General features: G+C 60.6%; 15 protein-coding genes, 1 other RNA gene and 1 pseudogene. 6 read left to right on the forward strand and 11 right to left on the reverse strand.

Translation table 11 applies throughout. The annotated features are described in order from the left end of the window. Positions 1-46: 46 nt before the first annotated feature. Entirely contained in the window at positions 47-988 is a 942-nt protein-coding gene (locus QYQ93_RS21335; RefSeq protein WP_338475419.1) for a DMT family transporter, read from the reverse strand. 102 nt (positions 989-1,090) lie between these two features. Here QYQ93_RS21335 and QYQ93_RS21340 point away from each other — a divergent pair, with 102 nt between their 5' ends. Next, complete coding sequence (locus QYQ93_RS21340; RefSeq protein ID WP_043047050.1) at positions 1,091-1,954, forward strand: LysR family transcriptional regulator; 864 nt, start codon at positions 1,091-1,093, stop codon at positions 1,952-1,954. Positions 1,955-2,130: 176 nt separating this feature from the next. Here QYQ93_RS21340 and QYQ93_RS21345 read toward each other — a convergent pair whose 3' ends face one another. The 5 genes from QYQ93_RS21345 to QYQ93_RS21365 form a co-directional block, all read right to left on the reverse strand. After that, on the reverse strand, positions 2,131-2,721 hold the full coding sequence (locus QYQ93_RS21345; protein WP_338475420.1) for a hypothetical protein: 591 nt from the start codon (positions 2,719-2,721) through the stop codon (positions 2,131-2,133). A 1-nt stretch (position 2,722) separates the two neighbouring features. Continuing rightward, positions 2,723-3,769, reverse strand: a complete 1,047-nt coding sequence (locus tag QYQ93_RS21350) for an N-acetylmuramidase family protein (protein WP_217883194.1) — start codon at positions 3,767-3,769, stop codon at positions 2,723-2,725. A gap of 157 nt (positions 3,770-3,926) precedes the next feature. Beyond that, positions 3,927-5,888, reverse strand: a complete 1,962-nt coding sequence (locus QYQ93_RS21355; protein ID WP_338475421.1) for a hypothetical protein — start codon at positions 5,886-5,888, stop codon at positions 3,927-3,929. Between the two features lie 146 nt (positions 5,889-6,034). Further along, an RNA gene (gene ffs / locus QYQ93_RS21360) (signal recognition particle sRNA small type) lies at positions 6,035-6,131 on the reverse strand. Between the two features lie 159 nt (positions 6,132-6,290). After that, entirely contained in the window at positions 6,291-7,457 is a 1,167-nt protein-coding gene (locus tag QYQ93_RS21365; protein WP_043047054.1) for a zinc-binding metallopeptidase family protein, read from the reverse strand. Between the two features lie 85 nt (positions 7,458-7,542). Between QYQ93_RS21365 and QYQ93_RS21370 the strand changes: the two are divergent. Next, positions 7,543-7,632 (forward strand): annotated as a pseudogene (locus QYQ93_RS21370) (outer membrane lipoprotein carrier protein LolA); the annotation flags it as partial. 24 nt (positions 7,633-7,656) lie between these two features. Here QYQ93_RS21370 and ligA read toward each other — a convergent pair. The 4 genes from ligA to QYQ93_RS21390 all read right to left on the reverse strand — a co-directional run bounded on the left by ligA (position 7,657) and on the right by QYQ93_RS21390 (position 15,383). Continuing rightward, complete coding sequence (gene ligA / locus QYQ93_RS21375; protein ID WP_338475422.1) at positions 7,657-10,023, reverse strand: NAD-dependent DNA ligase LigA; 2,367 nt, start codon at positions 10,021-10,023, stop codon at positions 7,657-7,659. A gap of 87 nt (positions 10,024-10,110) precedes the next feature. After that, entirely contained in the window at positions 10,111-10,974 is an 864-nt protein-coding gene (gene zipA, locus QYQ93_RS21380) for a cell division protein ZipA (RefSeq protein WP_043047056.1), read from the reverse strand. A gap of 258 nt (positions 10,975-11,232) precedes the next feature. Further along, positions 11,233-14,721 carry a chromosome segregation protein SMC gene (gene smc / locus QYQ93_RS21385; protein ID WP_338475423.1) on the reverse strand — a complete coding sequence of 1,163 codons (3,489 nt, stop codon included), beginning with the start codon at positions 14,719-14,721 and terminating at the stop codon, positions 11,233-11,235. A 2-nt stretch (positions 14,722-14,723) separates the two neighbouring features. Beyond that, positions 14,724-15,383: a GntR family transcriptional regulator gene (locus tag QYQ93_RS21390; protein ID WP_124401540.1), complete on the reverse strand. Its 660-nt coding sequence runs from the start codon at positions 15,381-15,383 to the stop codon at positions 14,724-14,726. A 280-nt stretch (positions 15,384-15,663) separates the two neighbouring features. On the opposite strand from QYQ93_RS21390, the gene xdhA reads away from it, so the two are divergent. From xdhA to guaD, 4 genes are all read left to right on the forward strand, one after another. After that, on the forward strand, positions 15,664-17,112 hold the full coding sequence (gene xdhA, locus QYQ93_RS21395; protein ID WP_043047059.1) for a xanthine dehydrogenase small subunit: 1,449 nt from the start codon (positions 15,664-15,666) through the stop codon (positions 17,110-17,112). Then, a complete protein-coding gene (gene xdhB / locus QYQ93_RS21400) occupies positions 17,105-19,504 on the forward strand; it encodes a xanthine dehydrogenase molybdopterin binding subunit (RefSeq protein ID WP_338475424.1) in 2,400 nt (799 codons plus the stop codon). The genes xdhA and xdhB overlap by 8 nt, the downstream gene beginning before the upstream one ends. A 136-nt stretch (positions 19,505-19,640) precedes the next feature. Beyond that, the gene (gene xdhC / locus QYQ93_RS21405; protein ID WP_338475425.1) at positions 19,641-20,480 is read left to right on the forward strand and encodes a xanthine dehydrogenase accessory protein XdhC; all 840 of its coding nucleotides are present in this window, start codon (positions 19,641-19,643) and stop codon (positions 20,478-20,480) included. Between the two features lie 12 nt (positions 20,481-20,492). After that, positions 20,493-21,797, forward strand: a complete 1,305-nt coding sequence (guaD, locus tag QYQ93_RS21410; RefSeq protein ID WP_338475426.1) for a guanine deaminase — start codon at positions 20,493-20,495, stop codon at positions 21,795-21,797. 139 nt (positions 21,798-21,936) lie between these two features. On the opposite strand, the gene QYQ93_RS21415 is transcribed toward guaD, so the two are convergent. Beyond that, positions 21,937-22,701 (reverse strand): GntR family transcriptional regulator, encoded by a 765-nt coding sequence (locus QYQ93_RS21415; RefSeq protein ID WP_043047063.1) that lies wholly within the window; start codon positions 22,699-22,701, stop codon positions 21,937-21,939. Positions 22,702-22,895: the final 194 nt, after the last annotated feature.

The following is a 22,895-nucleotide window of genomic DNA, read 5'->3' on the forward strand; positions in this document are numbered from 1 at the left end:
GGTAATGCTAGCGGAGCAAGGGGGAAATTGCATCCGGCACGCTCGTCTAATCTGACGAAGCTGGCCCGATTCGCCCCACAGCGGGCTTTTGCGCACGTCCTGCATGAACGATTGAACGCCAGTGGCCCTCCAGGCTGATAGCGGCCACGCTGGCCAGCACGATCACCGCCCCCAGCATCACCTGTAGGGCCACATGCTCGCCGAGCAGCGTCGCGGCCATCACCATGGCCACCGGTGGAATCAGGTACATCGCCACCGAAGCGCGGCTGACTTCAACGTGCTTCAACACATAACCCCAGGCCAGATACGCCAGGGCGCTGGGGAAAATGCCCAGCACCAGTACGGCGGAGTTTTCTGCCAGTGGCGCCTGTCCGACGGCAGCAGGCAGGCCCGGCAGGTTCACGCAAAGCATCAAGGTGCCGGACCACACCATGTAGCACGCCTGGGTCAACGGGCTGTAGCGATGGGCGTAATGCCGCGCGATGGCGAAATACACACTCCACGAGCACGCCGCCAGCAGAATCAGCAAGCCCCGAGGGTCGATGTCGCCCACGCCATGGTCGCCCCAGATCACTACCAGCACGCCGGCCAGGCCCAATAGCACACAGGCCCAGCGCCAGGCACTGACCCGTTCCTTCAAGCAGAAAAACGCGATCAACACACTGAACAACGGCGCCGACTGTGCCAACACGCTGGACGCCGCCGCCGTCACCCATTGCTGACCGCTATTGATGCTGGTGTGGTGCAGGAACACCCCGAAGAAACCCAAGACCAGCAGCCAGGGAAGATCGCGCACCTGCGGGCGGCCGATACCGACCACCAGCGCCACGCCCCCCATGAATACCGATGCAATCAGGAACCGCAGCAACGCCAATTGACCGGGGCTGTAGCTGTGCAGCCCCATGTGCACGCCGATGGGCGAATAGGCCCAACAGAGGATGACGCCGGCAATGACTAGCGTAAGCTTTAGAGGTGACGGGGTATTCATCGACGGCATCCACACATTGAGAAGGCATGCCGTCAGTCTTGGCCCAGGCCGGGCCTGGGACAATTAAGTGTTTCTGACTTCTGAAATCAAGGGAACTGAGCAATGGAACTGGCCCAACTGAAAATGGTGCGCGCCGTGGCACAAACCGGCAGCGTGGCCCAGGCTGCCCTGCAGTTGCACTGTGTGCCGTCCAACATCACCACACGCATCAAGCAGCTGGAAAGCGAGTTGGGCACGCCGCTGTTTATTCGCGCCGGCCGCGGCCTGGCGATCAGCGCCGCGGGTGAGATCTTCCTGGATTACTGCGAACGCATCCTGGCGTTGGTGGACGAGTCCAAACGTGCGGTGGATGCCAACGCCATTCCCCGTGGCACCTTGCGCATCGGTGCGGTGGAATCCAGCGCCAGCGGCCGCCTGCCACCGCTGCTGGCGGAATACCACCGACGCTACCCCGACGTCAGCCTGGAACTGGTCACCGGCGCCTGGGCACAATTGCTGGACGACCTGCAACACCACCGCCTGGACGTGGCCCTGGTGGCCGCCGGTGGCAAACGTACGAAGCTGGAGCAGAGTGTGGTCTACAGCGAGCGCCTGGTGTTGATCGCCAGCGCCTCCAGCGCCCCCATCCACAGCGCCGAGGACCTGGCCGGTCGCACGCTGCTGGTATGGCCGCCAGGCTGCCCCTATCGCGCCGCCCTGGAAAACTGGCTCAAGCCCCATGACTTCAAGCCGGCAATTGCCAGCTATGCCAGTTGGGGCACGATCATCGGCTGCGTCAGCGCGGGGATTGGCGTGGCACTGGCGCCCGAGGGCATTCTGGCGCGCTATGAACAAGCCAATCAGCTGGCGTCCTATCGGTTTGACGAACTGGCAGCGGTAGACAACCTGCTGTTTTGGCACAAGGACACCCAGCGGCATCTGGCGCGGGATGCATTTGCCGGGCTACTGCGCGAAACCTTTGGCTGACACATTCCTAAATGTGGGAGGGGGCTTCATTGCCCTTTGTAGGAGCGAGCTTGCTCGCGAAAAACGTCAACGATAACGCGTGCCTCCTGAATAAACGCGGCGTCTATGGGTTTCTCGCGAGCAAGCTCGCTCCTACAGAAGCCTTAACTGACTGGCATTAGGGCTTGTCCACATGTTCAGCGCTTCGGTGCAACCAATCGCGCGTACTGGTCCTGGCTGATCCACCCTGTAAAGGAGCGCTCGTCAGCATTGATAAACTCCACCTGCGCCCAGCCATCCTTGAACGCCAGCACACCCACCACATCATCCTTGACGATGTAGGGACGCTTGGCGGCCTTGGCACCCGGGGCTTTAAGCAGGTAAGCCTTGTCGGCGGATACGGTCACCAAACCGATCCACTTTTTGCTGGCGGTCTGGGTCAGGTCCAGGCCGGTGGCGATTTCCGGCATCAGCACGTTGATACAGCCGGGGTGTTGACGGCCCTGCTCCACCATCAGGATCACCCCGTCGGGCGCCACAGCCACGCTGCCTGGGTAGGCGGCGTCCAACCAGGTGGTAAGCGCCTCAGGCTTGCCTTGCAGGTAGAAGGTGCAACGGCGGCTCACGCCCTCGCCCATCGCCTCGGCATAGAAACCTTCGACCTGATGCCCAGGCGTCACCGCCAGCATCAGCCCTTCGTACTTGCCCGAATGCAAGGTTGGCGAGCCAGCCAGTGCCGACGCCACCGTGCACAATGACAACACGCCCATCGCCAGAAAACGAATCATCTTATTTCTTCCCTTCAAAGGCTTCGTAGGCTTGTTTCATCAGCACGTCATAGTTGCCGTAGTCGTCGCCGTTATAGTTACGGGCCATGGCCGTGAAATCCTTGTTTTTCATCGCACTCATCAACGCCGTGCTCTTGCTGCAAAAGCTGATGTAGGCCTTGAGTTGATTACCGGCGTTCACTTTCAACGCGGCGACAAACTCAAACACCGTCTTGAAACCGCAGGATGCGAAGTTGAATCCCATGACCTGAAACATGCCCCAGGATGCCGACATCAATGCCGCTTCCTGGTCCAGGGCGAATGCGGTGGCCATGGTTTCCCAGGCCTTGACCTGGTCCTTGTTATTGGTCTGCCACTGCGGCCCGGCTTTTTTCTTGTAGATGTACGACAGCAGCGGGTGCGACTGGTCGTAGATGTGCTTGGTGTACTTGCGAAAATGATGGCCTTCGAAGGCGATGATCGGCAACTTGGCCGGCCCGAAGCCCACCTTCCCACCGGACTCCACGGTAGCGAAGGCCTTGACCACATTCACCGAGATGCCGTTGCCCAGTTGCTTGGCGGCATTCTGGAAATCCGTATCGCTGAGCGTGGTACCGCCGTCGCAGGTGGCCTGAAGCATCAACTGACGGTTACGCCGCTCGGCTTCGATCATCGCACGCACACGGTCCAGATAAACGTTCACCGTGGCCTGCACCGCATCGACGTTGTTATTACCGAACACATTGATAAAAGTCGGAATGCGCATAGTCGGGAAAGCCTTCACCGGTACCTTTACCGCCTCTTCGATCAGACTGTTGAACGTGCGCCCCGTGGGGTCGATCACTCCATCGGGATGGGCGTATTTGAGATGGCGGAACTGATACTGACTGATGCACTGCACCAACTGGCCGTCGCACTTGCCGTTTTCCTGCAGGGCGAAGCCCATTTTTGGAATGATCAGGTTGAATAAATACTGGATGCACTGAACATCGGCGGCCAAGTTGCGGGCTTTACCGGGGGCGCCTACCGAAGCACTGATAAGACGAGGCAACCCTTGCAGGCTTTTCATGACAGACATCCTTGTGAGTGAAAGAAGTGATAGCACTTCAATGTCAATTCCATACCCTTGTCATACTCTGAAACAAGTGGCTGGCGGAAGCTAGCAAGGTGGTCTGCGGATTGTCCAGAAGGCTTTTTGAAAGTTGTGAAACAGCCTGGTAAATCCGTCAGTAACCATGGGATTCACGGGTCTTCTGATACTGGTGGTAGTCAAGCCACTCCACCACATCGTAGGGCAGGTACAGTTGCATCCTGGCCCGGGAAATCGCGATATAGACCGCGCAGAGCCGCTGGTCGAACGCGTAGGCGTCCTTGAACTTCACGTTGGTCAGCAACTCGGGCGTGAGCAGCACCCGGTCGAATTCCATGCCACCGGCGTCTTGGGCCAGCATCAACAGGCAGCGCTCATCCGGATGACCGCTCAGCCTGTTCAAACGCGTGACATCAGACAGGTTAAAGCCTTTTTCCAGCTCGGCCTCGACCCACAGGAACGCCTCGTCGAACTGGCAGGCTTCACGCACCTGCTGCCAATCAGCCATATCGCTGAAAAACGGATGAGGGCCGCTGTCATTGAACTCGTTGCTGTAGAAGTCCGGCTTGAACAGCGCTACAACCGTATCCATGAAGTATTTGAGCGACTGCTGCGCCTCTTTGCTCGCCAGGCCGAAGGGGCAACGGGCTTCGCTCAGTTGCATGGCCCACTTCATGGTGTCCCAATGGGACGCGGTCAGCACCACGCAACCCTGCGGGGGTACGAAACCCTGCGGGTAAAACTCGATACCCACGTCGGCATCCCGTGCGCCCTCGAAAAGCACTTTGCTTTTATCCGAGTGCTGGCTGATCAGTGGGTTGACCAGGCGCTCGACATTGCGTCCCGAACGCACGGAGTAGCACACGTCCGTGTGGCGAACTTCACGGGAGCGCTTGACCACACCGCCACTGGCCTGTTGATACTCATCCCCGAGCGTGATCAGCACCTGGCGGCCGCGTTCGATGATCTGTAACAGCGGCGCCGGAATGTCCTGGCTCTCGTCGATCAGTACGTGGGTATAGCGCTCGGGCACCACGCAGCCGGCGAGGCTGGCGCGTTTGATCATCAACAAGGCTTCAAAGCCCGTCTGGCTGCCCCAGGCCGGATTCGCCTCAAGGTAGCTCCACAACCGGCTGGCATATTCGAGCAGTGCCCGCGCATCGACGCTGGACAGCGGCTGCTTGAAATGCGGTAGATGCTTCGCCGACAGGCTGTATTCCCAGGAGCGGCAGTAGGTTTCAAGCACTTTGAGGCAGACATCCACCACCGCCTGCCCCTCCAAGCGCCGGAAGCCGAAGATATTCAGCTCCCGAGCCAGTGCCTGCTTGCTCGGCGCCCTTGCTTGAGTATCCAACGGCTTGGGCCTTGGGCCATGCAACAGGGCATGCGCAAACGCGTAGAAGGTATGCCCGGCCTTTCGCTCGCGAACGCCCACCATGCGCGCACGCAGGGTTTCCAGTTTTGCCGGGGTACGCGCCAGCAGCAAGGTTTTTTCCGGGCGCAGGTGCTCCATCAAGGCCACCAGCAGGTGACTCTTACCGATGCCCGCGTAGCCTTGGACATGCAGGTCTTCGTTCAGGTTGGCACGGAAGGTCCTGACCAGCTTGTCTTGCTCGGCGCTCAACCAGCGTTCGCGGTGCCGGGGCGTGACCATCTGTTTGCTGAACGGGTCATTTGCCTTGAGGTGGCGCACTTTATATTCAAAGTCCCATTTGCCGCTGGGCAACAGGTAGTCTCGCGCCTGTACTTCCTCCGCCAGCAGAAAACGCAGCCTGAGGCTTTTGACCACATTGAGGCCGAAGTACAGTTTCCTTTGGTCGAACAGCCGCTGTGCTTCGGAGAGCAGGGACACGCTTGTCGAATGGCTGGCCTCTGCCGCCCAGTCAATGAGCTTGGCCAAGACTTTTTCCGCACCACTGGCGCTCAGGTCGGGCTCCGGCACCTGCGCCAGATTCTGGATAACCAGCACTGCAGCCAACTCCGGTTCACTCAGGGCTACGAGCGCGCCAGCACCGTCGCAAACCAACAAACCCGAACAGGTTTCATCGGTGATTGGCAAGAACACAGGGCTGGATAAATCAAAATGTTCCGAGTGCATATAGCCTCGTAGCCAGTGGAAAGAGACGCTTGGGAGTATGCCACTGGTCGTGAGATGACCGTCATGCACTGTACGGCAGGCGTCGCACTGGCAGGATAGAATGGAAATCGAAGAAGGGACCGCAGGAGGGAGCGTTATGGAGGCAACCCCACCAGCCACACCCCGGCACACAATGTTCCCGCTGTGGCTGCTGCCTTCCGGCTCTGACCAGGTTCACGGGTAATCGTTGCGGGGGGACCGATGGGGTCACCATAACGACGCTGGCCTCTCGGCAAGCCGCGCCATTGTACCCATCTCATCGGAAGTTACAACCGTAAAAAATGAGAAGCTTCAAGTACTTGCCATGGCGTTCAACAATTGCGCCATCCAATGTGGGGGCTTACCCCTCCCCACAGGGGTTAATCATTGTGCCTGCAGGACCGCATCGGCCCTGCCGCCCTCTTCCTGGATGACCAGGTGAATAAAGTGCAACTTGGCAATCACCGCCGACGGCAGCACGAACGGGTAGAAATCCGCCTGGCCCATGGCGCGGGACAGTTCGTTGAGCATGCCGGCCAGTTCAATCCAGGCGTTGACGAAGCTGAGGAATGCCGGGCCACCAGGATGCTCGGGATCGTACAGCGTCGCCAGGGCAAACGGCTGGTAATCCAGGTCCATCTCGCGGGCGCTCATGCCAAAGCCAAGGGCAGTGTCCACCGCATCCATCATGTGCAGGTAGTGAGCCCAGGTTTCGGCCCAGTCTTCCCAAGGGTGCATGGTGGCGTAGGCACTGACGCAGTTTTGTTGCCAGTCCGGGCGCGGGCCGTTCTGGTAGTGCTGGTCGAGGGCGTCGGCGTAACTGGCGCGCTCATCGCCGAACAGGGCACGAAAAGGTTCAAGCCAGTGGCTGTCGGCAATCAGGCGATCCCAGTAATAGTGGCCGACTTCATGGCGAAAATGGCCGAGCAAGGTGCGGTACGGCTCGTGCATCTGTACGCGGACTTTTTCGCGGTGGGCGTCGTCGGCTTCCTTGATGTCCAGGGTGATCAGGCCATTGGCATGCCCGGTGGTGGGCGCATTGCCTTGCAGGTCGGTGCCGATGAAGTCAAAGGCCAGGCCAGTGTCTTCGTCGACACTCTTGGGCAGCACTTGCAGGCCCAGGCTGATCAGTTGTGCCACCAGCCGGCGCTTGGCCGTTTCGACCTTGCGCCAACGTTCGGGGTTTTGCGCAATCGACAGATCGGGAATGGTGCGGTTCAGGCTGCAGGCCACGCACAGCGTCGCGGTGCTGTGGGCAGGAATCAGCCAGTTGCAGGCGGCGGGTGAATCGAGGTTTGCACAGCGCCGGAAAGCGCCGGCATCGAGATGATCGTCCGCCAGCCAAGTGCCGACCGCAGGCCCAGGTTGCAAGGACGACAGGCGGCTTTGCTGCGGCCGGTAACCCAACGCCGCCTGGCAGGCCAGGCATTGGCTGTTGCGAAAGAACAGCGACTGGCCACACCGGCATTGCCACACCTTGCTGTTGCGCGAAGGTTGGGCCATGAACGGCGCGGCGATGCGCGAACTGAGTTGCTCGAAGTAGCGGAACATGGCGATCTCCCCCTGGAGTGACAGAGACTAGATCATTTCTCGTGAGAGATCGTTCAACACGCCTCTGCTCCCTGTAGGAGCGAGCTTGCTGGCGAAGAGCCTTAACGATAACGCGGGGCGCCTGGTTCACAGCGGCGTCCTCCGGTTCTTCGCGAGCAAGCTCGCTCCTACAGTGTTGAGAGATCGCTCCCACGATCAATCAGACGGTGATGTTGTGCTTGGCCAGGAAGGCGACGAAGGCCTCTTCGTCCAGTACTTTCAGGCCCAGCTCACTGGCCTTGGCCAGTTTCGAGCCGGCGCCCGGTCCCGCCACCACACAGTGGGTTTTCGCCGAAACGGAACCGGCCACCTTGGCTCCCAGACTTTCGAGCTTGTCCTTGGCCACATCGCGGCTCATCAGCTCCAGGGAGCCGGTAAGCACCCAGGTGTGCCCGGCTTCCGGCAAGCCTTCGACCACCTTCTTCTCACTCTGCCAGTGCATACCGAAGTCCTTGAGCTGTTGCTCGATGGCCAGGGCGCGATGGGCGTTGTCGGCATTGTCGAAAAAGTCGCGCACGGCCTTGGCCTGCTTCTCGGGCAGCGCCTGGCGCATGTCGAGCCAGTCAGCCTTGATCACGCCTTCAAGGGTGCCGAACTTGTCCGCGAGTTTCTGCGCGGCGCCCGGCCCTACGGAAGGCACGTGCAGCTTGTCGAGCAAGCCGCCCAAGGTGGTGCTGGCAGCGAATTCGGCGCTCAGGTCGCCCTGGTCCTGCAATTGCAGACCGCATTCGTCCGCTGCCAACAACGCACCGATCACTTCCTGGTTGTGGTCGTCTTCAAAGAAACTATGGATCTCATGGGCCACTTCCAACCCCACATCCGGCAAATACGTCAGCACCTCCGGCAAGGCCTTCTGCACACGCTCCAGCGAAGCCAGGGAGCGCGCCAGCACCTTGGCGGTCTCCTCGCCCACATCGGGAATGCCGAGGGCATAGATAAAGCGCGCCAGGGTCGGCGTCTTGCTGTTTTCGATGGCGCTGATCAGCTTCTTGCTGGAGATATCGGCGAAGCCTTCCAAGTCGATGATCTGTTCATACTTGAGCTTGTAGAGATCCGCCGGCGAGCCGATGAGTTTTTCATCCACCAGTTGCTCAATGGTCTTGTCACCCAGGCCGTCGATATCCATGGCACGACGCGAGACGAAATGGATGATCGCCTGCTTGAGCTGCGCGCCACAGGCCAGGCGCCCGACGCAACGGTACACCGCGCCTTCGCTGACGGTTTCCTTGCCCTTGCTGCGCTTAACCAACTGCGTGCGCTCCACATGGGAGCCGCACACCGGGCAGCTGTCGGGGATCTGCACCGCACGGGCGTGTTCGGGGCGACGCTCGGTGACTACCGAGACCACTTGCGGGATCACATCACCGGCGCGGCGGATGATCACCGTGTCACCAATCATCAGTCCCAGGCGTGCCACTTCGTCCATGTTGTGCAAGGTAGCGTTGGCCACGGTCACACCGGCCACCTTGACCGGTTTCAAGCGCGCCACTGGCGTCACGGCGCCGGTACGGCCGACCTGGAATTCCACGTCGAGCAACTCGGTCAACTCTTCCATCGCCGGGAATTTATGCGCGATGGCCCAGCGCGGTTCGCGGGCGCGGAAGCCCAGTTCACGCTGGGAGGCAATACTGTTGACCTTGAACACCACGCCGTCGATCTCATAGCCCAGCGCATTACGCCGCTCGCCAATATCGCGGTAGTAGTCCAGGCATTCCTGGATGCCCTTGGCCAGCTTCAGCTCGTGGCTGATCGGCATGCCCCACTTCTGCAACTGCTTGAGGTTACCGATATGGGTGTCACTGATATCTGCGGTCACCTGGCCGATGCCATAGCAGCAGAATTCCAGTGGGCGGCTGGCGGTGATCTTCGAATCCAGTTGGCGCAGGCTCCCGGCCGCAGCATTGCGCGGGTTGGCGAACGTCTTGCCACCCACTTCCAGTTGCGAGGCGTTCAGGCGCTCGAAACCGGCCTTGGACATGAACACTTCGCCACGCACTTCAAGGGTGGTGGGCCAACCCGTGCCATGCAGCTTCAAGGGAATATTGCGCACGGTGCGCACATTGACGCTGATGTCTTCGCCCGTGGTGCCATCACCACGGGTAGCGCCGCGCACCAACTCGCCATCCTGGTACAACAGGCTGACTGCCAGGCCGTCCAGCTTCGGCTCGCAGCTGTACTCCACCGCCGCGCCAGCGCCGAACAGATCGCCCACCGGCAGGTCGAGGCCCTCGGTGACCCGGCGATCAAATTCGAGCATGGTGGTTTCATCAAAGGCGTTACCCAGGCTGAGCATTGGGATCTCGTGCTTGACCTGGGTGAACGCCGACAGCGCTGCACTGCCGACCCGCTGCGTCGGAGAATCGCGCGTCACCAGTTCCGGGTGCTCGGCTTCCAGGGCCTTGAGTTCGTGGAAGAGGCGATCGTACTCGACGTCCGGAATACTCGGCTCGTCGAGCACGTGGTAGCGATAGTTGTGCTGATCCAGTTCAGCGCGCAGTTCGAGGATGCGGGTATGGGCGGCGGTCATGGGTGTTCTCTCATAAAGCAAAAGAGCAGCCGAAGCTGCTCAATATGTTAGTGCATGGATTCTACAGACAACGCTTATGATCGAACCTCAGCGTTTCTGTGTCAGGGCGCGACGCTCGAACTCGACGATGCGCTGACGGTAATGTTCGATGGTCTGGGCGGTCAGGACGCTGCGTTGGTCGTCCTTGAGCTCGCCGTTGAGTTCCTGGGACAGCTTGCGGGCCGCAGCCACCATCACGTCGAACGCTTGTTTCGGGTGACGCGGGCCCGGCAGGCCGAGGAAGAAACTCACCGCCGGAGTGCTGAACAGGTCGATATCGTCCAGGTCGAAGGTGCCCGGCTTGACCGCGTTGGCCATGGAGAACAGTACTTCGCCATTGCCGGCCATGCTTTCGTGGCGGTGGAAGATATCCATCTCGCCAAAACGCAGGCCGCTTTCGAGGATGTTCTGCAACAGTGCCGGGCCTTTGAAACCACCGGCATCGCGGCAGATCACGCTGATCACCAGCACTTCTTCGGCGGCCGGCTGATCGTTCACCGATTGGCGCGCTGCGCTTTTGGTCGGGGTCTCGTCGGGGAAATCGTTGTCACGGCTGCTGAAGCTCGGGCCGTCATCAACGTCGAGGTTCAGGTCGCCCTGGTGCGGTTCGGCTACCGCTGCACTGCCACGCTTGCCGCGCTTGGACGACGGCTCGCGAGCTTCACGCACCGGCGCGCTCATCGACGGCAAGTCGTGTTCGTCCAGTTGCGGCTCTTTATGGGTATCCAGCACACGGGGCGGCCCCAGCAGCTCGGCGCTGCTGTCGTCGTCGGGCAGGTTGGACAGGTTTCGGTCCAAGCGGAACTTGAGCTTGCCCTTGCCACCGCGCATCCGGCGCCAGCCATCAAAAAGAATACCGGCAATGACAATAATGCCGATGACGATCAGCCACTCGCGCAGACCGATTTCCATGTAATCCCGTGCCTCTATAAAAAATGCTGAAAAATAAGGGGTTTAGCACCGTGCAAACCGCTTTAAAACGTGGCGCCAACTCTATGTTCTGACTGGCGTTTTGCCCACGCACACGAAAAATTGACATTAAACTAGCACGACCAAAGACAACTTTACACCGTCTGTCAAAATGCCTTGAACAAATATGTCCATTTGCCACTTTCGCCAGACCGGTAAACCGCCCTACATCGTGCTGAAAATTCTCTCTCCTGGCGTGGTTCAGGATTCCACCATCGCCATCGCTTCTTCCACATCCACCGCGACCAATCGCGAACAACCCGGCTCGTGCATCGTGACCCCCATCAACTGATCGGCCATTTCCATGGCGATCTTGTTGTGGGTGATATAGATGAACTGCACGGTCTGGGACATCTCTTTGACCAACCGAGCGTAGCGTCCCACGTTAGCGTCATCCAGCGGCGCATCCACTTCGTCGAGCATGCAGAACGGCGCCGGGTTCAACTTGAAGATGGCAAATACCAGGGCCAATGCGGTCAGCGCCTTTTCGCCGCCGGACAACAAATGGATGGTGCTGTTCTTCTTGCCCGGAGGCCGCGCCATGATCGTTACCCCTGTATCGAGTAGATCTTCGCCCGTCAGTTCCAAGTAAGCGCTGCCACCACCGAAAACTTTTGGGAATAACGCCTGTAAACCGCCATTAATCTGATCAAAGGTATCTTTGAAGCGGTTGCGGGTTTCCTTGTCGATCTTGCGGATCACGTTTTCCAGGGTGTCCAGGGCTTCCACCAGATCGGCGTCCTGGGCATCCAGGTAACGTTTGCGCTCGGACTGCTGCTGGTACTCATCGATGGCCGCGAGGTTGATCGCGCCCAGGCGTTGGATGCGTGCGGCAATCCGTTCAAGTTCTTCTTCGGCGTCTTTCTCATTGGCCTGGGCGGTCAAGGTGTTGAGCACGCCGTGCAGGTCATAGCCGTCTTCAAGCAGCTGGTCCTGCAAGGTCTTGCGCCGCACAGTCAGGGCCTGCCATTCCATGCGCTGTTGTTCGAGCTGGCCGCGGATCAACTGGGATTGCTGCTCGGCCATGGTGCGGCGCTTTTCAGCATCACGCAGTTCGCGATCGGCATCTTCGAGGGCGATCTGCGCGGTCTTGAGTTCTTCGTCGACGGTCATGCGCTTATCGAGCAACTCTTCGAGCTTGAGGCGCAGCTCTTCCAGTGGCGCCTCGCCCTCCTCCAGGTTCAGGCTCAGTTGCTCGCGCTTTTCGGTCAGGCGTTCGGACTGCATCTCCAGGCGCTCGAGGGCCTGACGCGTGGAATCATGCTGGGCGCGCAACGAGCCGAGGCGCACTGCCAACTGGTGGGCGTGATCCTTGTGCTGGCGCGCTTCCTGGCGTACGCGGTCGAGGCGCTCGCGCAGGCTGTCGCGCTGGGCCAGCAGCAACTCGCGCTGCTCGGTGTCCAGGGCCATGCTGTCGAGGGCTTCCTGCAATTGCAGGCGTGCTTCACCGATCTGTTCGTGTTCCAGGGCGCGCTGCTCGCCCATCTCGGCCACTTCTTCATCGAGGCGTGTGAGGCGCAGGGTCAGTTGTTCGACCTTGGCCTTGCTCGCCGACAGTTGGGCTTTCAATTCGCCCTGCTGGCGCGCCTCGTCTTGCAACAGCCGGCGCAGGTGTTCGCGGCCGGTCTCCTGCTGGCGCTGGGTGGCGCGCAGGGTTTGCAGTTCGGTTTCCAGGCTTTCGAGGGTGGCTTCGCGCTCCTCACGCTCGGCGGTCAGATTGACAATTTCCTGGCCTCGGGCCAATACACCGCTTTCGGCTTCACTGGCACGGCGTACCCGCAGGAAGTGGCGGCCGATCCAATAACCGTCGCGGCTGATCAGGCTTTCGCCGGCCGTCAACTGGCCGCGCTGGGCCAGGGCCTGCTCAAGTGACTCAACCGGCTTGACCTGGCCCAGCCACGGCGACAAGTCGATCGCCGCCTCAACCTTGTCCAGCAGGCTGCCCGGCACCCGCGTGCCATCGGCCGCAGGGCTGAGCAGGCGCAGGTCGCCCTGGGCAAAGCCGGCCAGGTCAAAGCCGCCAAAATCGTCCACCAGCACGGCTTGCAAATCGGCGCCCAAAACGGTTTCCACCGCCAGCTCCCAACCGGCCTCTACCTTCAAGCCTTCGGCCAGGCGCGGACGCTCGGCCAAGTGCTGGTCGCGCAGCCATTCGGCCGTGCCTGTGCCAGGGTCCAACGCGGCTTGCTGGAGCGCTTCAAGGGATGCCAGGCGACCATTGAGACGCTGCAAATCCCCCTGGGCCTGTTGCTGCGCCTGGGTCGCCGTGTGCAATTGCTGACGCAATTGCTCCAGGCGCTCCACTTGCTGTTCTTCGCTGGCCTCCAGCTCTTCGAGGGTCATTTCGCTTTCGGCCAGTTGCTCGCTCAACTGCATGATCGCCGCGTCTTCCGGGTCGGCGGCGAGCAATACGCGCTCTTCCTGCAGACGGCGCTGGCGCTCGGCCAGGCGTTCCATGCTGGTTTCCAGCTGCTGGATGCGCGACTGCTGCACCTCGGCCTGGCGGCGTGGCTCGGCCGATTTCAGGTTGAAGGCGTCCCACTGCTCCTGCCAGCCGTGCATGGTGGTTTCGGCTTCTTCCAGGGCGGCGGCGGCTTCTTCGGCGGCAGCGTTGGTGATTTCCTGCTCGGGGGTGAGCATGTCCAGCTCTTCGCCGAGGGTCAGCAGCAAGGTGCGGTCATGGCCCAGGTGCGATTCGGTTTCCAGGCGCGCGCGTTCGGCTTCCTTCAGGTCATCCTGCAACTGGCGCAGGCGCTGCTGGCCGTGCTGGATGCTCTGCTCGACTCGAGCGATATCGCCGCCCACTGAATAGAAACGGCCCTGCACCAGATTGAAGCGTTCGGAGAGTTCATGGTGGCCGTCACGCAGGCGCTCGATGCTGGCGTCGGCGTTGCGCTGCTCGGCCACCAGCGCTTCGAAGCTGATTTCCTGGGTGCCAATGATCGCTTCGCGCTGGCCCACCTGGTCATTCAGCGCCTGCCAGCGCAGGGCCGAGAGTTGCGCCTTGAGTTGACGCTCTTCGCCCTTGTATTCCTGGTATTTTTCGGCGGCCTGGGCCTGGCGGTGCAGGCGCTCCAACTGGCGCTCCAGCTCTTCGCGCAGGTCAGTCAGGCGGGCGAGGTTTTCATGGGTGCGGCGGATGCGGTTTTCGGTCTCGCGACGACGCTCCTTGTACTTGGAGATACCCGCCGCTTCTTCGATAAAATTGCGCAGGTCTTCGGGCTTGGCTTCGATCAGCTTGGAGATCATGCCCTGTTCGATGATCGAATAACTGCGCGGGCCCAGGCCTGTGCCGAGGAAGATGTCGGTGATGTCGCGACGACGGCACTTGGTGCCGTTGAGGAAGTAGCTGTTCTGGCTGTCGCGGGTGACTTTGCGGCGGATCGAGATTTCCGCATAGGCCGCGTACTCACCGACCAGAGTACCGTCGGAGTTATCGAACACCAGCTCGATGCTGGCCTGGCTCACCGGCTTGCGGCTGGTGGAGCCATTGAAGATGACGTCGGTCATCGACTCGCCGCGCAGGTTTTTTGCCGAGCTCTCGCCCATCACCCAGCGTACGGCGTCGATGATATTCGACTTGCCGCAGCCATTGGGCCCAACCACTGCCGCCATGTTGCTGGGGAAGTTCACCGTAGTGGGGTCGACGAAGGATTTGAACCCCGCCAACTTGATGCACTTGAGCCGCACGTCTAGGCGTCCGCCAGCGCAGCGATGACCAGCGAGCTGCTGCGCTCGCAGTAAGCCGACAGCACCAGGCGAATTTGCACCAGATCACGGGCCAGTACGGCAGCCAGCAATTGCTCGAACAGCGCCAGATATTCGCTCATGGACGCCTTGCGCTGATCCAGGGCCAGGTAATAAGCGCGGTTCATCGCCGGTTGCAGGTTTTCGACGGTTTCCTGCAGATACGGATTGTTGGCGAAGGGGTAGGCGGCGCGCATCACATTGAAGCTTTCTTCGACGAAGGCGCGGATATCCTCACGCTCGTAACTGGCTTGCAGCCGTTGCTGGATCTGCAGGAACGGCGCCATGTCGGCCTGGGTTTGCCAGCCTTCGGCTACCGCGTTGCCGAGCAGGATGTACATCTCGCCCATCAACGTACACAGGCTCTGCACCTTGTGCGCGGTGAGCTCGGTGACATGGGCGCCACGGCGCGGCAGTATTGCGATCAGGTGGCGACGCTCAAGGATCAGCAAGGCTTCACGCACGGAACCACGGCTGACGTTGAGCGCCAGCGTGACCTTCTGTTCCTGGATCCGCTCCCCAGGCTTGAGATCGCCGCGAATGATACGTTCGGCGAGGTGGTGAGCAATTTGCTCGGCGAGACTGTCCGGCGCCTTGAACGTCATGTTTTCCCTTCAAAATCTTCTATCGGTACAAGCGCGGCAGTGTAGCGCATTGGCCCGCTGATGGCGCTACGCCCACCGTGGCGAATTTGGCATGAAATAAGCAATGTGCAAAGCCTGCACACCGCCCAAAACACCGGTTCCAGAAGACTGAACCATAATTGAAAGTGTTGCGACCGCATTTTCTTGACCCTTAAGTCAGAAAACCATTGACCGAAAAGTCAGACATGACTAGATTCGGCGCAAAGCGGTTAACAACAATAATGAGTCTGCGAGGCCTTCCGTGATCCAGTTTTTACTCAACCAGGAACTCCGTAGTGAGCACGCCCTGGACCCCAACCTGACCGTGCTCAACTATCTGCGTGAGCATGTGGGCAAGCCCGGTACAAAGGAAGGCTGCGCCAGCGGCGACTGCGGTGCGTGCACCGTGGTGGTCGGCGAATTGCACACCAACGATCAGGGTGCCGAGCAGATTCGTTATCGCAGCCTCAATTCCTGCCTGACCTTTGTGTCGTCGTTGCACGGCAAGCAACTGATCAGCGTCGAAGACCTCAAGCACCAGGGCCAGCTGCACAGCGTGCAACAGGCCATGGTCGAGTGCCACGGCTCGCAGTGCGGCTTTTGCACCCCGGGTTTCGTCATGTCGCTGTTTGCCCTGCAAAAGAACAGCGATGCCCCCGACAGCCAGAAAGCCCATGAAGCCCTGGCCGGCAACCTGTGCCGCTGCACCGGTTATCGCCCGATCCTCGCCGCCGCTGAACAAGCCTGCTGCAACAAGCCCCAGGACCAGTTCGACAGTCGCCAGGCCGACACCATTGCACGTCTCAAAAGCATCGCACCAACCCAGACCGGCGAACTCAACAGCGGCGACAAACGCTGCCTGGTGCCGCTGACCGTCGCCGACCTGGCTGACCTCTACGATGCCTACCCCCAAGCCCGCCTGCTGGCCGGCGGCACCGATCTGGCGCTGGAAGTCACCCAGTTCCATCGCACCCTGCCGGTGATGATCTACGTCGGTAACATTGAAGAAATGAAGCGCATCGAAGATTTCGACGACCACCTGGAAATCGGCGCGGCCACGGCCCTCTCCGATTGCTACGCCGCGCTGCATCACCACTACCCGGACTTTGGCGAGCTGTTGCACCGCTTCGCCTCCCTGCAGATCCGCAACCAGGGCACCCTGGGCGGCAATATCGGCAACGCCTCGCCGATTGGTGATTCGCCACCGCTGCTGATTGCCCTGGGTGCGCAGATCGTCCTGTGCAAAGGCAACACCCGCCGCACCCTGGCACTGGAAGACTATTTCATCGATTACCGCGTCACCGCTCGCCAGGACAGCGAGTTCATCGAGAAGATCATCGTACCCAAAGGCCATGCGCTGTTTCGTGCCTATAAGGTGTCCAAGCGACTGGACGATGATATTTCCGCAGTCTGCGCCGCGTTCAACTTGAAGATCGACAATGGGGTAATCAACGAAGCCCGCGTTGCCTTCGGCGGCATGGCCGCCACGCCAAAACGCGCAAAAAGCTGCGAAGCCGCGTTGGTGGGCGCTACCTGGAACAGCGCCACCGTGGAAAAAGCCTGCGCCGCCCTGGCCGAGGATTTCACCCCACTGTCGGACTTCCGCGCCAGCAAGGAATACCGCCTGCTCAGCGCGCAGAACCTGCTGCGCAAATACTTCATCGAGCTGCAAACGCCGCACATCGAGACTCGGGTGACCGCTTATGTCTAACCATCACGCCGTCGTAAAGACCCAGGCCGAACTGGCCGAGCTGTTTGCCCAGGACTTGACCTCCGGGGTCGGCCGCAGCGTCAAGCATGACAGCGCCGCCAAACACGTCAGCGGCGAAGCGCAGTACATCGATGACCGCCTGGAATTTCCCAACCAGTTGCACCTGTATGCGCGCCTGTCCGACCGTGCCCACGCCCGCATCCTCAGCATCGACACTGCGCCCTGCTATGCCTTTGATGGCGTGCGCATTGTCATCACCCATGAAGACGTACCGGGCCTGAAAGACATCGGCCCATTGATGCCCGGCGACCCGTTGCTGGCCATCGACACCGTGCAGTTCGTAGGCCAGGTGGTGCTGGCCGTGGCGGCCCGCGACCTGGAGACTGCCCGCAAGGCGGCGATGGCCGCCGTGATCGAATACGAAGATCTGGAGCCGGTACTGGATGTAGTCGAGGCCTTTCGCAACAAGCATTTCGTGCTCGACAGCCACACCCACCAGCGCGGTGACTCGGCCGCGGCGCTGGCGAGCGCCAAGCACCGTATCCAGGGCACCCTGCACATCGGCGGCCAGGAACACTTCTATCTGGAAACCCAGATCTCCTCGGTCATGCCCACCGAAGACGGCGGCATGATCGTCTACTGCTCCACGCAAAACCCCACCGAAGTGCAGAAGCTGGTGGCCGAAGTACTCGACGTGTCGATGAACAAGATCGTGGTCGACATGCGCCGCATGGGCGGTGGTTTTGGCGGCAAGGAAACCCAGGCCGCCAGCCCCGCATGCCTGTGCGCGGTGGTGGCGCGCCTCACTGGTCAGCCGACCAAGATGCGCCTGCCACGGGTCGAAGACATGCTGATGACCGGCAAGCGCCACCCCTTCTATATCGAATACGACGTGGGCTTCGACGACAGCGGTCGCCTGCACGGCATCAACCTGGAACTGGCGGGTAACTGCGGCTGCTCGCCGGACCTGTCCAACTCGATTGTCGACCGCGCCATGTTCCACGCCGACAACTCGTATTACCTGGGCGATGCCACGGTCAACGGCCATCGCTGCAAGACCAACACCGCGTCCAACACCGCCTATCGCGGCTTCGGCGGCCCCCAGGGCATGGTCGCCATCGAGGAAGTGATGGACGCCATCGCTCGCCATCTGGCCCTCGATCCGTTGGTGGTGCGCAAGGCCAATTACTACGGCAAGACCGAGCGCAACGTCACCCATTACTACCAGACCGTCGAACACAATATGCTCGAAGAGATGACCGCCGAGCTTGAAGCCAGCAGCCAGTATGCCGAGCGCCGCGACGCGATTCGCCTGTACAACGCCCACAGCCCGATCCTGAAAAAAGGCCTGGCGCTGACCCCGGTGAAATTCGGCATTTCCTTTACCGCCAGCTTCCTCAACCAGGCCGGTGCGTTGATCCATATCTACACCGACGGCAGCATCCACTTGAACCACGGCGGCACCGAGATGGGCCAGGGCTTGAACACCAAGGTCGCCCAGGTGGTGGCTGAAGTGTTCCAGGTGGACATCGACCGCGTACAGATCACTGCCACCAACACCGATAAGGTGCCCAACACCTCGCCCACTGCCGCTTCCAGCGGTGCGGACCTTAACGGCAAGGCGGCGCAGAATGCCGCTGAGACCATCAAGCAGCGCCTGGTGGAATTTGCCGCGCGCAAGTACGACGTCAGCGAAGCGGACGTGGAGTTCCGCAACGGCCATGTGCGCGTACGCGAGCAGATCCTGACGTTCGAAGCGTTGATCCAGCAGGCGTATTTCGCCCAGGTATCGCTGTCGAGCACCGGCTTCTACAAGACCCCGAAAATCTTCTACGACCGCAGTCAGGCGCGGGGCCGGCCGTTCTACTACTACGCCTTCGGCGCCGCCTGTTGTGAAGTGATCGTCGACACCCTGACCGGCGAATACAAGATGCTGCGCACCGACATCCTCCACGACGTGGGCGCCTCGCTTAACCCGGCTATCGACATCGGCCAGGTCGAAGGCGGCTTTATCCAGGGCATGGGCTGGCTGACCATGGAAGAGCTGGTGTGGAACGACAAGGGCAAGCTGATGACCAACGGCCCGGCCAGCTACAAGATCCCCGCCGTAGCGGACATGCCGCTGGACCTGCGGGTCAAGCTGGTGGAAAACCGCAAGAACCCGGAAGACACGGTGTTCCACTCCAAGGCCGTGGGTGAGCCGCCGTTCATGCTCGGGATTGCTTCGTGGTGCGCGATCAAGGATGCGGTGGCGAGTTTGGCTGACTATCGCCAGCAGCCGAAGATCGATGCGCCGGCGACGCCGGAGCGGGTGTTGTGGGGGTGTGAGCAGATGCGGCAGGTACAGGCGGTGAAGGCCATTGAGGCTGAAACTGAGATGGCTTCGCTCTAGACCGCGGCGCTGCCATCGGGGGCAAGCCCCCTCCCACATTTGAAGGTATTCACAGAGCAAATGTGGGAGGGGCGGTGCGACGATTCGACTTGCTCCCGATGACGACCGAACTGACAACAGTAATGTTGAGGTGAACATGAACAACTGGATCAGCGCCCTCGCCACCCTGCAAGACCAGGGCGAACCCTGCGTACTGGTGACCATCATCGAAGAGCTCGGCTCCACGCCGCGCAATGCCGGTTCAAAGATGGTCATCAGCGCCGCCCATACCTTCGACACCATCGGCGGCGGGCATCTGGAATACAAGGCGATGCAGATCGCCCGAGACATGTTGGTGCGCGGCCAGCAGAACACCCATCTGGAGCGCTTCAGCCTCGGCGCCAGCCTGGGCCAGTGCTGCGGTGGCGTGACCGTGCTGCTGTTCGAACCCATGGGCCAGGCGCAGGCGCACATCGCCGTGTTTGGCGCCGGCCACGTCGGCCGTGCGTTGGTGCCATTGCTGGCGAGCCTGCCTTGCCGGGTGCGCTGGATCGATTCCCGCGAGCAGGAATTCCCGCAGCACATCCCGCAAGGCGCGCGTAAAATCGTCAGCGAAGAGCCGGTCGATGAAATTGCCGACCTGCCAGCGGGTAGTTACTGCATCGTCATGACCCACAATCACTCGCTGGACCTGGAACTCACTGCCGCCCTGCTCAAGCGCAATGACTTCGCCTACTTCGGCCTGATCGGCTCGAAGACCAAGCGCGTGAAATTCGAACACCGCCTGCGTGACCGCGGCTTCGACACCGCGCAGCTGCAACGCATGCGCTGCCCCATGGGCCTCACCGAGGTGAAGGGCAAGTTGCCGGTGGAGATCGCTATCTCCATTGCCGGCGAAATCATCGCCACCTATAACGCCAATTTCGGACAGCACACTGCCGGCGCCGAACCCATTGCCAAATTGCTGCCGGCTTCGCGCCGCAGCCAAGCTATCTAAGTTGAGATAACCATGCCTTTGACTCGCAAAGCCTACCGTGCCGCCATACTGCACAGCATCGACGACCCTGCCGTGGTTGGCATCGAAGCCTCCTACGAGTATTTCGAAGATGGCCTGCTGGTGATCGACAATGGCCAGATCAGCGCGCTCGGTCACGCCAGCGATCTGCTGCCGAGCCTGCCTGCCGATATCGACATCACCCACTACCAGGACGCGCTGATCACCCCCGGCCTGATCGACACCCATATCCACCTGCCGCAGACCGGCATGGTCGGTGCCTATGGCGAGCAACTGCTGGATTGGCTCAACACCTACACCTTCCCGTGTGAAAGCCAGTTCGCCGACAAGGCCCACGCCGAGGAAGTCGCGGACATCTTCATCAAGGAACTGCTGCGCAACGGCACCACCACTGCGTTGGTATTCGGCAGCGTGCACCCGCAATCGGTGAATGCATTCTTTGAAGCGGCCGAGAAGCTCGACCTGCGCATGATCGCCGGCAAGGTGATGATGGACCGCAACGCGCCGGACTATCTGACTGATACGCCTGAATCCGGCTACCAGGAAAGCAAGGCGCTGATCGAACGCTGGCACGGCAAGGGCCGCTTGCACTATGCGGTGACGCCTCGCTTCGCCCCCACCAGCACGCCGGAACAATTGACGCTGGCCGGGAAACTGCTGGGGGAATACCCGGACCTGTACATGCAGACCCACATCAGCGAGAACAAGCAGGAAGTCGAGTGGGTGAAGGAACTGTTCCCGGAGCGCAGCGGCTACTTGGATGTGTACGACCACTACAAACTGCTGGGCGAGCGCTCGGTATTTGCCCACGGCGTGCACCTGTGTGATGACGAGTGCGCACGCTTGGCAGAGGCCGGCTCGGCGGTCGCATTCTGCCCGACGTCGAACCTCTTTCTCGGCAGTGGTTTGTTCAACCTGCCGATGGCGGAAAAACACAAACTCAACGTAGGCCTGGGCACCGATGTGGGTGGCGGTACCAGCTTCTCGCTCCTGCAAACATTGAATGAAGCCTACAAGGTCATGCAGTTGCAGGGCGCACGGTTAAGCCCGTTCAAGTCGCTGTACCTGGCGACACTGGGTGGTGCGCGGGCGTTGCGCCTGGAAGACAGGATCGGCACGTTGCAGCCTGGCACGGATGCGGACTTTTTGGTGCTGGACTACAACGCCACGCCGCTGCTCAGCTATCGCTTGAAGCAGGCCAATAATATTGCCGAGACGTTGTTTGTGCTGATGACACTGGGGGATGATCGAGCGGTGTTGCAGACCTATGCGGCCGGGCAGTTGGTGCATCAACGCTGATTCCAGCCACAACACAAAACCAATGTGGGAGGGGGCTTGCTCCCGATAGCGGTGTGTCAGTCAGCCTATCTGCTACTGTCACTCTGCTATCGGGAGCAAGCCCCCTCCCACATTTTTGTCCCCCAGTGAATCAGGGAGATTAGAGTTTTACCGACGGGCGCCCTGGCTTCTTGGTCTGTAAAAGGTGCGAGAACACCGCATGCAGGTCATCCGACGCGCTTTCTTCATCGAGGTTGAGCTTGCTGTCGATGTGGTCCATGTGATGCATCATCAGGTTCACCGCCAGCACCGCATCGCGGGCTTCGATCGCGTCGATCAACTGGGTGTGTTCATCGTAGGAGCAGTGCGAGCGGTTGCCACTTTCGTACTGGGCGATGATCAATGAGGTCTGGGACACCAGGCTGCGTTGGAAGCTGATCAGCGGCGCGTTCTTTGCTGCCTCGGCCAGTTTCAGGTGGAATTCGCCCGAAAGGCGTATACCCGCACCGCGATCGCCACGGGAAAAGCTGTCGCGCTCGTCGTTGACCATCTGGCGCAACTCGGCCAACTGCTCGGCGGTGGCGTGCTGCACCGCCAATTCAGTGATCGCCCGCTCCACCAGGCGCCGGGCCATGAATACCTGGCGCGCTTCTTCCACGCTTGGGCTGGCAACTACCGCGCCGCGATTGGGCCGCAGCAGCACCACGCCTTCATGGGCCAGGCGCGACAGCGCACGGCGGATAATGGTGCGGCTCACGCCGAAGATCTCGCCCAGTGCCTCTTCACTCAATTTGGTTCCGGGCGCCAGGCGTTGTTCGAGGATCGCCTCGAAAATATGCGCGTAGACGATATCGTCCTGGGTTCCGCTGCGACCGGCCTTGCCGGCTCGCGGTTGTTTCTTGAGAGGTTGCAACTGTTCGTTCATGGGCACTCGGGTAGGGAGAACGGCGGCGAAATAACGGTAATACGGCAACAAAGGTTTGCTGGCAAGTATCACCTAAAAACAGTGCACATTGTACACAACCCGATGCGCCAACACACTGTACGGCTGTTTGCGGCCCCGGCTGTATTGCAATGACTCGTTACGTTTGAGTTTAGGCTTGATTCCACGATTTCCCA

Origin of the sequence: Pseudomonas khavaziana (assembly GCF_036704165.1) — a bacterium.
GTDB lineage: Bacteria > Pseudomonadota > Gammaproteobacteria > Pseudomonadales > Pseudomonadaceae > Aquipseudomonas > Aquipseudomonas khavaziana.